The organism is Levilactobacillus sp. (assembly GCF_022646225.1).
Lineage (GTDB): Bacteria > Bacillota > Bacilli > Lactobacillales > Lactobacillaceae > Levilactobacillus > Levilactobacillus suantsaiihabitans.
In genome coordinates this window covers 155,985-167,593 of the sequence record NZ_JALCJA010000002.1, presented here as the reverse complement: position 1 = coordinate 167,593, position 11,609 = coordinate 155,985, and the positions used below count along the sequence as shown (strand labels likewise).

Genomic DNA, 11,609 nt, shown 5'->3' with positions numbered 1-11,609 from the left:
TAAAATTAGCGCGCTAATTGTCGTAATGACGGTGTTTTGACATTTGAAATTGGTGAAACCAGACGCCTGCTCTGGGGAACACCTCCAGCCTAAGGAGCGGTCTTCCGGTTCACTTGAATGTGCATCGGCTCATGACTCGCGTTCACCTGTCGCAACAATTTCAACAGGGGTTCGTCCGTAGGTGTTGCACGATAATCTGCCATTTTAGAACCCCTTGACTTACCCGCACACTCTACAGCCAGCGCCAAGCCTTATACAGGTCCTCGCGCTGTTGGACCGTTTGGTGTTGGGCGGCCGCGGCCAATTGTTTTTGCACCGCTGCCCACTGTTGCTCACTCACCAAAATTGCATCCGTGGTTTGATCCTCAATGCGAACTGCCTTACCATCTTTGACCTCTTGCAATAAACGCTGGAGATTTTGCTGCGCATCAGCCGGTGAATACACTTTTTCCATTGTTCATTCCCCCCAAGTTTTCGCGTGTTAGTCCAAACCTAGACGTTTAAAAATAAAGTCCACGCGGCGTAAGTGATAGTGATAATCAAACGCGTCGTCGATCTGCGCCGGCGTTAACCGGGCCGTAATTTCCGCATTGGCTTCCACCAATGGCCGGAACTGGGTCTGTTGGTCCCAAGCCTGTGCCGTCAGTGGTTGGACCAAATCGTAGGCAGCTTCACGACTTAAACCGGTCTCAATCAGCTTCAATAAGAGTCGTTGACTGTAGATCAAGCCGTAAGTGCGCCCCATGTTGGCCTTCATGGTTTCCGGGAATACGTCCAAATTGGTGAGGATCCGGTTAATGCGGTGCAGCATGTAGTCCAACAACGTTGTGCTTTCTGGCAAGATCATCCGTTCCGCCGATGAATGGGAAATATCGCGTTCGTGCCAGAGGCTGACATTTTCGTAGGCCGTGACCATGGTGCCCCGTAAGACGCGGGCCAGGCCAGTTACGTTTTCCGAGCCGATGGGGTTGCGCTTGTGCGGCATCGCCGACGAGCCCTTTTGCCCGGGATTGAAATGTTCTTCGACCTCATGAATCTCCGAGCGCTGAAGGCTCCGGATCTCCGTGGCAATGTTTTCCACGCCCGTGCCAATCAAGGCCAGCGTCGCAATGTAGTCGGCGTGCAGGTCTCGCGGCAACACCTGACTGGCGATTGGTTGCGCACTGATGCCCAATTGGTCGCAGACGAAGGCTTCTACCTCGGGCGGCACATTGGCAAAGGTACCGACTGCGCCACTGATCTTCCCGGTCTCCACCCCAGCGGCGGCCCGGTCGAAGCGTTCCAGGTTCCGTTGCATTTCGGCGTAGAAGCGCGCTAATTTCAACCCAAAGGTGGTCGGTTCGGCTTGCACCCCGTGCGTCCGGCCAATCATGACTGTTTTCTTATACTTTAAGGCCAGGTCCTTGAGCGTGGCAATCAACGCCACCAAGCTCTGCCGAATCACCACGTTGGCCTGCTTCAGCCGGTACCCCTGCGCCGTATCCACGACATCGGTACTGGTGACGCCAAAGTGGATCCACTTGCGTTCGGCCCCCAGAGATTCCGAGACGTTGCGGGTGAAGGCCACCATATCGTGGTGCGTCACGGCTTCAATCTCGGCGATGCGGTCGACGTCAAACGTGGCGTTTTCCCGAATTTTCTGGGCATCTGCCACGGGGACCTCACCTAATTTCGCCCAGGCTTCGTCAATTGCCACTTCAACGGCAAGCCAAGACTGATACTGATTTTCCAGGGACCAAATCTGGCCCATTTCTGGTCGGGTGTAGCGTTCTAACATCAAGTTTCCTCCTCAGTAATAGGTAAAATCCGAACATTATTTTTAAAATTCGTCTCTTGCTCTGCTATCTATTTTAGCATAGAACATCCTAGTTTTACCAGACATTTCACCGTTATATCCATTATTAATTAGTTTCTACCCATAATTAAAAGAACTTTTATACGGGATATTTAAATAATTGTTCGCTTTTCGCTTGCAATTCAATTACGAACTTGATACAATGATTCTTGCTGGGTGTTCGGCCTAGTAAAAAATAACGATGAGGTGTTTGCAATGTCATCAACAGTAGTAGTTGGTAGTCAATGGGGCGATGAAGGTAAAGGAAAGATCACGGATTTTCTGAGTGAGAAGGCTGATGTCATTGCCCGCTACCAAGGTGGTGACAATGCCGGCCACACCATCGTCTTCAATGGTCAAACGTTCAAGTTGCGCCTGATTCCTTCGGGGATCTTCTACGCCGATAAATTGAGCGTGATTGGCAACGGTGTCGTGGTCAACCCGAAGTCTTTGATTGAAGAGTTAACTTATCTTCATGACAACGGCGTTTCGACGGATAATTTACGGATTTCCGACCGGGCACACGTCATCTTGCCCTACCACATCTTGTTGGACCAAGCCCAAGAAAAGGCCAAGGAAAACAAGATTGGGACCACCAACAAGGGTATCGGCCCGGCTTACATGGATAAAGCCGAACGAATCGGGATTCGCATTGCCGATTTATTGGATCATGATATCTTTGCGGACAAATTACGCCAGAACTTAATTGAAAAGAACAATGTTTTAACCAAACTTTACGGTGTTGAACCATTAGACTTCGACACGATTTTCAACGAATACTATGCCCTAGGCCAACAGATCAAGCAACACGTGACCGACACGTCGGTGGTCATCAACGATGCCATCGATGCCGGCAAGAACGTCCTCTTCGAAGGCGCGCAAGGCGTCATGTTGGATATTGACCACGGCACTTATCCGTTTGTCACCTCCTCGAACCCCGTGGCTGGTGGCGTGACCATCGGTGCTGGGGTAGGTCCCACTAAGATTGACCACGTGGTTGGGGTCTGCAAGGCCTACACCTCTCGTGTGGGTGATGGTCCCTTCCCAACGGAACTCTTCGATGAAATTGGCGACACGATTCGCGAAACGGGCCACGAATACGGCACCGTTACCAAGCGGCCCCGGCGGATCGGTTGGTTCGACAGCGTCGTGTTACGCCACGCCAAGCGTGTTTCTGGTTTGACCAGCTTATCGCTGAACTGCTTGGACGTGTTGACCGGCTTAAAGACCGTCAAGATTTGCAAGGCCTACGCGCTGAACGGGGAAACCATTTACCATTACCCTGCTAGCCTGGTCGACCTGGACGCCTGCCAACCAATCTATGATGAACTGCCCGGTTGGACGGAAGACATCACCGGTTGCCACTCGGTCGCTGAACTGCCCGTCAACGCCCAAAATTACGTTAAACGCTTAGCCGAACTGGTCGGCGTGGATATTGCCACGTTGTCCGTCGGCCCAGACCGCGAACAGACGAACATCTTACGTGACGTCTGGAACGCCTAACCCCACGAACAAGGAGTGACTGCTCATGCATCCCGCAGAAGTATTTGATTACGAAGATATTCAACTCGTTCCCAATAAATGTATCATCGACAGCCGCAGTGAGGCCGATACCAGCATCGCATTTGGCCCCCATCGCTTCAAGATTCCGGTCGTGCCCGCCAACATGGAAACGGTCATCAACGAACCGCTCGCCGTCTGGTTAGCGCAAAACGACTATTTCTACGTCATGCACCGCTTCCATCCGGAAGAACGGCGCGGTTTCATCGAACGCATGCACGAAAAATCGCTGTTTGCTTCCATTAGTGTGGGCGTCAAGCCAGACGAACACGCCTTCATCGACGAACTGGCTGCCGCAAAATTGGTGCCGGAATACATCACCATCGACATCGCCCACGGCCACAGCGACGCAGTCATTCAGATGATCAAGCAGATCAAGACCAAATTACCGGATAGCTTTGTGATCGCCGGTAACGTCGGTACGCCCGAAGCCGTGCGGGAACTGGAAAACGCCGGTGCGGACGCCACCAAGGTTGGCATTGGCCCGGGTAAGGCCTGCATCACCAAGCTCAAGACCGGTTTTGGGACCGGGGGTTGGCAACTGGCCGCCGTGCGCCTCTGCGCCAAGGCCGCTCGCAAGCCGATCATCGCGGACGGCGGGATTCGCTACAACGGTGACATCGCCAAGTCCGTTCGTTTCGGCGCCAGCATGGTCATGATTGGCTCCATGTTAGCGGGCCACGAACAATCTCCTGGTAACAAATTGACCATCGACGGGCGGACCTTCAAGCAATACTGGGGTTCTGCCTCCGAGAAGCAAAAGGGCGCCTACCGTAACGTTGAGGGCAAGCAAATGCTGGTCCCTTACCGCGGCGACATCGCCAACACATTAAACGCCATGCAAGAAGACTTGCAATCCTCAATCTCCTACGCCGGTGGCCGGAATCTGCTGGACATTCGGACTGTGGACTACGTGATCGTGAAGAGTTCCATCATGAATGGCGACAATTACTAACGATGACTTAAAATAAACAGGCTTCAACTCATTTTTACGTGAGTTGAAGCCTGTTTTGTGTCTAAAACTGTACAATTAGCGCACTGATTGCCGTAATGACGGTGTTCTGACACCTAAAATTGGTGAAACCAGACGCCTGCGTCAGCCAGGGTTCCACCTGCTCTGGGGAACACCTCCAGCCTGAGAAGCGGTCTTCCGGTTCGCTTGAAAGCCTGGCAAAAGCAGCCAGTCTCTCAAGTCGTCCCGCGCTGTAGGCTGAGAAAGGACCTCAGCCAACACCGCCGACACAGCTGGTTCCACCCTGGCTGCCTCCGGAAAGGTGGAGGTTATCAGTGACATTGTGATAACCAAAGACTAGTCTTCAATACAGCAACTATCTGGGGTTAAGGCAACTGTTACTAACACGCACTACCGTAGCCGAGAGTTCGCTAAATATGGGTTCAGCCGTGGGAGTTCCCTTAGCGACACGGTTCATGGCGCTTAGGGAACTGGCGTCTTTGAGACGCGAACTTCGGCTCAAAGCGAGGTGCCGAGACCGTTCTTTGGCTAGTACATCTGCCCCAGCGTTCCAACCCATATTTGGCGAACGGTAGGCGGCCAGTTCGCATTGCGAGGTTGTAAACGACCATTTTTGACACCAATGTTTCTCGCTGACTTTTGGGTAACCCGCTAATCAAACAAAATCGTCCGGTGGATCAGCCGGGTAATCGCATCGACCTGGTCGTCTCTGAGTTCCAACTGCCGGGGCAGTCGCTCGTGGACGGCGTCGTAGAACTCCCGGAAGTGTTGTGGCTTGGTGAAGCCCTCGCCCCAGTCGTTGTAATTATTGCTGTAGGGACGATTCAACACGCCGTTGGGGTCCACGACCTGGTCGTCTACCGCCCGACTGACATAGTTATAAAAGACAAATTCGTGAATGTAGGGCTTGATCCCTAACTCGTTTAACTTATCTTGAATCAAACTGTTCAGGCTCAACCCGGACAGTTCCACCTGCCGAATCGGATTTTCATCCCCGGTATATACCTGAACATTTTCTGGACTCTTAATGCACATCGTAAAACTCTGGTTGCCTTGGTTCATGACCTCTTGCGGTAACAGCCGCGATAACAGGGTCTTACCCGCTTCGTTGCCACCAACCATTTTTAGCAGATCCCGTAGCCGCACATCATGGTAGACCGTCCCCGTCCAATATTTGGTCTCAATCATGAAGATGCCCTTACGACAAATCACCAGGTGATCGACTTGCCGGTTGGGAAACCGACTGTCATCTGAATCTAGATATAAATTGGCAAATATATGAAATTTATCTTCTGGATATTTATTGCTTAATTCTTTTAATAATTTATAAGTGCGGTACTCGCCACGATTGGTGTAATTAACCGACATGGGTATCATCCTCCGTATCTTCTAGTATATGATGAAACGCTGCCTGAAACTAGCAGATTTTGATAATGACTTGCCGCTCACCTCACCAGTTATATAGACCCGAAGCCATGAGCGGAATCGAGACCCCCTTTGGGCACACGTTTCAGTTATGTAAAGAGCCTGGGGCACCCTCCCAGGCTCTTGATCCTTCGTTCCCAATTAATTAGCGGTCCTCAGGCATCGACGTGAAAGTCATTCGTCCTTTGACGAAATGGCCAACCGCCGTTTCCCCAGTCTGCTTAATCGTCTCCACCACGGCGACCGCTTCTTCGACGTTGGTCGTTGTTCCGCCGGCCCGCCAACTTGCAGGCTGATTTTGGTATCACCCGCGGGTGCGGTCACTTCCGCAAACGACCGCGGCTCGGGGACGTTCGCGCTCACCCGGTATTGCGTGTCTATCAATTTAGCCGCCATTGCCAAGGCCGCTTCCGCTGTCGTTCCCCAAGTGAGACCGATTTCTGGAATGGTCACGCAATACCGCCCCGCTTCGGCATGCAAGACCACGGTGTAAATACATCCTTTGTCATCGCTCATCACGACGCCCCCTAACCTTACTCGCAAATTGAGCGGCCACCCGCTCACGATTCCTCGCTTTCATTATGGCGAGACGGCTTGGGGCTTGCAACGCTAAGCGCTAGCTTCGATAGTTACCCTGCCTTACTGACTCAACGATTGGCCAAACAAAACGAGCCTGGAAAAAATCCCAGGCCCGTTTTCATTACCTTTACATCGCTGAAACGTGCGCCCAAAGGCAGCCGACTTCGCTTAAAACTGCTAGCCAAACAATCCAAGACCCGGATTATTCGGTTAGCAGCCTTAATGCTCGCCGGCTAATCGCCTTTCGTCCCACTCTCACGTGCTGACTCATTAACACACTACCGTCACTTACCGCACCACCAGCACCGAAATCGGCGCGTACTTCGCCATGTAGGCGGCCTGGCTGCCGAAATGGCGGCTGACGCCTTGCTTGGCGATTGACCCGATGATCAACAGATCCGGTTTAACCCGGGGAATCACGTCCTTGACCATGGTCTCACCGGGTTCGCCCTCGCTGACCACGACCTGCACGTCCGACACGCCCGCGTCTTGCGCTTGCTTTTGGTAATCACGCAGGTGTTCCTTCAGGGCAGCGTATTCACCGTGCACGAAATCCGTGTCCAGCACTTGATATACGTTCATGTTCTGGCTTTCCAGAATCGAGACGATGACCAGCGTGGCCTGGTCCCGTTTCGCTTGATGAATCGCGTACTTAAAGGCCAACAGGGCATCCGGCGAATCGTCGACCCCGACGAGGATCTTTTTAGCGATCATTTTCATCGGACGTCGCCTCCTCAGACTTGGTGGCCAGTTCCTTCGCTAGCCGTTGGTTGCCATGGTGTAACTCGATGACCGTCCAGGCTAAGAGGGCCAACACGATGATGATCAAACCGTACGCAATGCCGTTAGCCAATACCAATTTGTCCCCGGTAACGTTATCGCCGAAGAAGGCTTGGACTTGACCCGGCATGCCTTCCAGGTTCAGCGCCGTCAACGCAATGACGGAGAACCAGCCGAGAATCTTGACCCACCAAGAGTTCTTGAACCGCGCGCCCATTTCCAGCTTGCTATCCGTCATCATCAACAACGGCAACATGGAAAATGGCAGGGCGAACGCCAAGAAGACTTGCGAGTTGTTCATCAAATCATTCAACGCTTCGTGTTCCGCAATGGCACTCTTGCCCCGCGTCAACATGACACAGATCAGCACGGGAATCACGGAGATCAGCCGAGTGACCAACCGCCGTAACCACAGTGGCATCCGCATGTGCACGAAGCCTTCCATGATGACTTGCCCGGTCAGCGTCCCGGTGATCGTGGAATTTTGCCCGGAAGCCAGTAAGGCCACCGCAAACAGCGTGGACAAGACCCCGGTCCGCGCCACGCCCGCCAGCACACCGTTACTCATGGTGCTGGTATCTGACAGCGCGTGGAACAGCCCGAAGAACGATGGGTCCTTGACCGCACCGGTCTTGAACACCGCAACTCCCATGATCAACAGTAAGGCGTTGACGAAGAAGGCAAAGGTCAGTTGGATGTTGGAATCCAGGCCGGCAAACTTCACCGTCCGCGCCACGTCTTCTTCATCGTTGTGGTCGACGGCCCGCGTTTGCGAAATCGCCGAGTGCAGGTACAAATTGTGCGGCATGACCGTGGCCCCAATGATACCTAAGGCCCCGTTCAATGGTGTCATGCCGGCAACCGCGTGACTAGTCGAGAAGGTCTCACCGGTTGGGATCAAGCCCTTGAACACGCCGCCCCAATCAGGTTCGGACAAGGCGACTTGGTAAACGAAGACGAACAGGATCACCATGATCAAGCAGACCACGATGGCTTCGATCTTCCGGAAGCCGACCTTCGTCAGTAACAACAGTAACAAGACATCAAAGACCGTGATAAAAACGGCGATGATCAACGGAATGTGGAACAGCAGGTATAACGCAATCGCTGCCCCAATGACTTCCGCAATATCCGTGGCCATGATGGCCAGTTCCGTCAGGAGCCACAAAACCACGCCCAACGATTTACTGGTTCGGGCCCGAATCGCTTGGGCCAAATCCATCTGACTCACGATGCCAAGTTTAGCTGCCATGTACTGCAACAACATCGCAATCAAACTTGACATCAAGATAACAGACATCAAAAGGTACTGGAAGTTTTGCCCCCCGGTAATTGACGTTGACCAGTTCCCGGGATCCATGTACCCCACTGCGACTAACGCACCAGGCCCCGAATACGCAAACAACGTTTTCCAAAAACCAATATCTTTCGGTACCTTCACTGACCCATTAATCTCTTCTAGCGACCGGCCATTCGCATATTCGATCAACTTGTGCTTCTTTTCGTCAGCCATAGACTCGCCCTCCTCTGGTCGCATTCTCCGACCAGCATCAGTGTAAGGCAATCACCACGGCCATTGTCGCTAAAGGGCTCAAAAAGTTCGACACGGCTGATTTCAAAAAAATCCAGCCACGCAAAAAGCCGCCAGACCGCAGTTTCACGGCCCAGCGACTTCACATATCTCACTTTACTATCTAACTGCATTCCCCGTTGCATCTTATCACGTGTCTCATGGCGATAAGCTTCGTTGTTGACCGCTTCATGGTAGAAACTGTCCGCCTACCGTTCGCCAAATATGGGTTGGAACGCTGGGGCGGACGGGTCGAGCCAAAGAACGGTCTCGACGCCTCGCTTTGAGCCGAAGAACACGTCTATATCCGCCACATAGCCGAAACGTGCGCCAACAGGCAACTGGTTCCGCTTAACACTGCTAGGCAAATAATCCAAGACCGGGATTATCCGCCTAGCACCGTTAATGCTCGCCAGTTAACCGCCTGTCGTCACACTCTGTTCAGCGGCTGAACCCATATTTGGCGAACTCTCGGCTACGGAACTGGTCGGCAATAATATTGCTTAGCCTTCGGTAGCACGCAATTGTCAACCGATGGCTAAGCAATATTACTGATGAGTACCGACTTGCCGGAGGCGGCCAGGGTGGAGCCAGCTGTGTCGACGGTGTTGGCCGAGGTTGTTTCTCGGCCTACAGCGTGGGGCGACTTGGGAGACTGGCGGGTTGTGCCAGGCTTCAAAGCGAACCGGAAGCCTGTACTTTGGCTGGAGGTGTCCCCCATAGCAGGCGGAACCCTGGCCGACGCAGGCCCTGGTTTCACTAGTTTAGCGGTCAGAATACCGGCACCGAGTTTCCCCTAACAATCTAACCTACCGGACGACCATTACCGAGATGGGGGCGTATTTGGCCATGTAGGCTGCTTGGCTCCCGAAGTATCGGCTAACGCCTTTTTTGGCAATCGACCCGATGACTAACAGGTCCGGTTGCACGTGCGGAATCACATCGCGCACGATGGTTTCCCCTGGTTCACCTTCCGCAATCACCAGTTTAACGTCGGTCACACCGGCGTCTTGGGCTTGCTTTTGGTAGCTCTTCACGTGGTCACGCAACTCGTCGCGCTCCCCGTGGACGTAGTCGCTGTCCAAAGCTTGGTACACGTTCATGTCGTCATGTTCCAAGACGGACACGATAATCAGTTCCGCCTGGTCGCGCTTGGCTTGGTGAATGGCATAGTCAAATGCCAACAGTGCGTCGGCCGAGTCATCGACCCCTACTAGAATTCGTTTAAATGTCGTTGCCATGACTAGGCCTCCTCGTCTTCGATCGCGCTATCCGCATGGTCCGCTGCCAGTTGTGCTTCCAACCGCTTGCTTCCCTTGTGGAGCTCAATAATCGTCCAAGCTAATAAGATCAAGATGGCAGCATCTAAGACGTAGGCAATGCCATTGGCCATCGCCGTTTGGCTGGCCGTAATGCCATCCCCGTAGAAGCCTTGGATGGAAGTCGGCATGTTGATCAGGTTCAGGTAGGTCAAGGCTAAGACAGAGATCCAACCTAAAATCTTGACCCACATGGAGTTCTTGAACCGCTTGCCCATTTCTACCTTACTATCCGTCATCATCAACAACGGTAACATGGAGAACGGTAAGGCAAAGGCCAAGAAGACCTGCGAGTTGTTCATCAAATCATTCAACGCTTCGTGTTCGTCAATGGCACTCTTACCACTGGTCAACATGACACAGATCAGCACGGGAATCACAGAGATCAGCCGGGTGACTAACCGCCGTAACCACAGCGGCATCCGCATGTGCACGAAGCCTTCCATGATGACTTGCCCAGTCAAAGTCCCAGTAATCGTGGAGTTTTGCCCTGAAGCTAACAAGGCCACCGCAAACAGCGTGGACAGCACCCCGGTCCGGGCCACGCCAGCCAACACACCGTTACTCATGGTGCTGGTATCCGACAAGGCTTGGAACAAGCCGAAGAATGAAGGGTCTTTAACGGACCCACTCTTGAAGACGGCAACCCCCATGATCAACAGTAAGGCGTTCACGAAGAAGGCCAACGTTAATTGAATGTTGGAGTCCCAGCTGGTGAACTTCACCGTGCGTGCCACATCATCTTCATCGTTGTGGTCAATTTCCCGCGTTTGCGAAATCGCTGAATGCAGGTACAAGTTATGGGGCATGACCGTGGCCCCGATAATCCCCAAGGCCCCACTGATTGGCGTTTGGCCACCAATCTTAGGCGTGGAGGCAATCGTCTTGGCGCTTGGAATCAAGCCACCGAAAACGCCGCCCCAGTCTGGGTTAGATAAGGCAACTTCGTAGGCAAAGACTGCCAAGATCACTAAAATCAAGCAAACCACAATGGCTTCAATCTTACGGAATCCAATCTTAGTCAATAACAATAAGAGCAGAACATCTAAAACCGTAATGAAGACGGCAATCACCAACGGAATGTGGAAGAGCAAATACAAGGCAATCGCTGCCCCGATAACTTCCGCAATATCCGTCGCCATAATGGCAAATTCCGTTAGGATCCACAACACGATGCCTAGTGACTTACTGGTCCGGGCCCGAATCGCCTGGGCTAAGTCCATTTGGCTCACGATACCAAGTTTAGCTGCCATGTATTGCAGTAACATCGCAATCAAACTTGAGATCAAGATAATCGACATCAATAAGTATTGGAAATTTTGCCCACCCGTGATGGACGTTGACCAGTTACCTGGATCCATGTAACCGACCGCAACTAATGCGCCAGGACCGGAATACATGAATAACGTTTTCCAGAACCCTTTCCCCTTTGGTACTCTAACCGTACCGTTAATTTCTTCAAGTGACCGCCCATTGGCATATTCAATGAGTTTGTGTTTCTTTGGTGTATCACTCAAAATCAAGACCCCCTTCTGTTTCCTACAAGGCCCATTGTACCCTAAAGTTCAC

10 protein-coding genes are annotated in these 11,609 nt (G+C 52.5%); 2 read left to right on the top strand and 8 right to left on the bottom strand.

All coding sequences use genetic code 11. The features are described from left to right. Nucleotides 1-232 precede the first annotated feature (232 nt). Together LKH74_RS03540 and purB are read right to left on the bottom strand one after the other, a co-directional pair. Nucleotides 233-454 (bottom strand): type II toxin-antitoxin system Phd/YefM family antitoxin, encoded by a 222-nt coding sequence (locus tag LKH74_RS03540; protein ID WP_287788206.1) that lies wholly within the window; start codon nucleotides 452-454, stop codon nucleotides 233-235. Nucleotides 455-481: 27 nt separating this feature from the next. Next, nucleotides 482-1,777 carry an adenylosuccinate lyase gene (gene purB, locus LKH74_RS03535; RefSeq protein ID WP_287788204.1) on the bottom strand — a complete coding sequence of 432 codons (1,296 nt, stop codon included), beginning with the start codon at nucleotides 1,775-1,777 and terminating at the stop codon, nucleotides 482-484. 273 nt (nucleotides 1,778-2,050) lie between these two features. On the opposite strand from purB, the gene LKH74_RS03530 reads away from it, so the two are divergent. Together LKH74_RS03530 and LKH74_RS03525 are read left to right on the top strand one after the other, a co-directional pair. Beyond that, nucleotides 2,051-3,337, top strand: coding sequence for an adenylosuccinate synthase (locus LKH74_RS03530; protein ID WP_135367111.1), 1,287 nt, complete (start codon nucleotides 2,051-2,053; stop codon nucleotides 3,335-3,337). 25 nt (nucleotides 3,338-3,362) lie between these two features. Then, nucleotides 3,363-4,349 (top strand): GMP reductase, encoded by a 987-nt coding sequence (locus LKH74_RS03525; RefSeq protein ID WP_135367112.1) that lies wholly within the window; start codon nucleotides 3,363-3,365, stop codon nucleotides 4,347-4,349. A gap of 669 nt (nucleotides 4,350-5,018) precedes the next feature. On the opposite strand, the gene LKH74_RS03520 is transcribed toward LKH74_RS03525, so the two are convergent. The 6 genes from LKH74_RS03520 to LKH74_RS03495 all read right to left on the bottom strand — a co-directional run bounded on the left by LKH74_RS03520 (nucleotide 5,019) and on the right by LKH74_RS03495 (nucleotide 11,557). Then, a complete protein-coding gene (locus LKH74_RS03520) occupies nucleotides 5,019-5,735 on the bottom strand; it encodes a nuclease-related domain-containing protein (protein WP_287788201.1) in 717 nt (238 codons plus the stop codon). A 231-nt stretch (nucleotides 5,736-5,966) separates the two neighbouring features. Next, nucleotides 5,967-6,308, bottom strand: a complete 342-nt coding sequence (locus LKH74_RS03515; RefSeq protein ID WP_287788199.1) for a hypothetical protein — start codon at nucleotides 6,306-6,308, stop codon at nucleotides 5,967-5,969. Between the two features lie 351 nt (nucleotides 6,309-6,659). Then, on the bottom strand, nucleotides 6,660-7,091 hold the full coding sequence (locus LKH74_RS03510; RefSeq protein ID WP_434737644.1) for a universal stress protein: 432 nt from the start codon (nucleotides 7,089-7,091) through the stop codon (nucleotides 6,660-6,662). After that, on the bottom strand, nucleotides 7,075-8,664 hold the full coding sequence (locus LKH74_RS03505; protein WP_287788197.1) for an Nramp family divalent metal transporter: 1,590 nt from the start codon (nucleotides 8,662-8,664) through the stop codon (nucleotides 7,075-7,077). Before LKH74_RS03505 ends, LKH74_RS03510 begins: the two co-directional genes overlap by 17 nt. 866 nt (nucleotides 8,665-9,530) lie before the next feature. Beyond that, entirely contained in the window at nucleotides 9,531-9,962 is a 432-nt protein-coding gene (locus LKH74_RS03500) for a universal stress protein (RefSeq protein ID WP_135367116.1), read from the bottom strand. 2 nt (nucleotides 9,963-9,964) lie between these two features. After that, the gene (locus LKH74_RS03495) at nucleotides 9,965-11,557 is read right to left on the bottom strand and encodes an Nramp family divalent metal transporter (protein WP_287788195.1); all 1,593 of its coding nucleotides are present in this window, start codon (nucleotides 11,555-11,557) and stop codon (nucleotides 9,965-9,967) included. Nucleotides 11,558-11,609 lie beyond the last annotated feature (52 nt).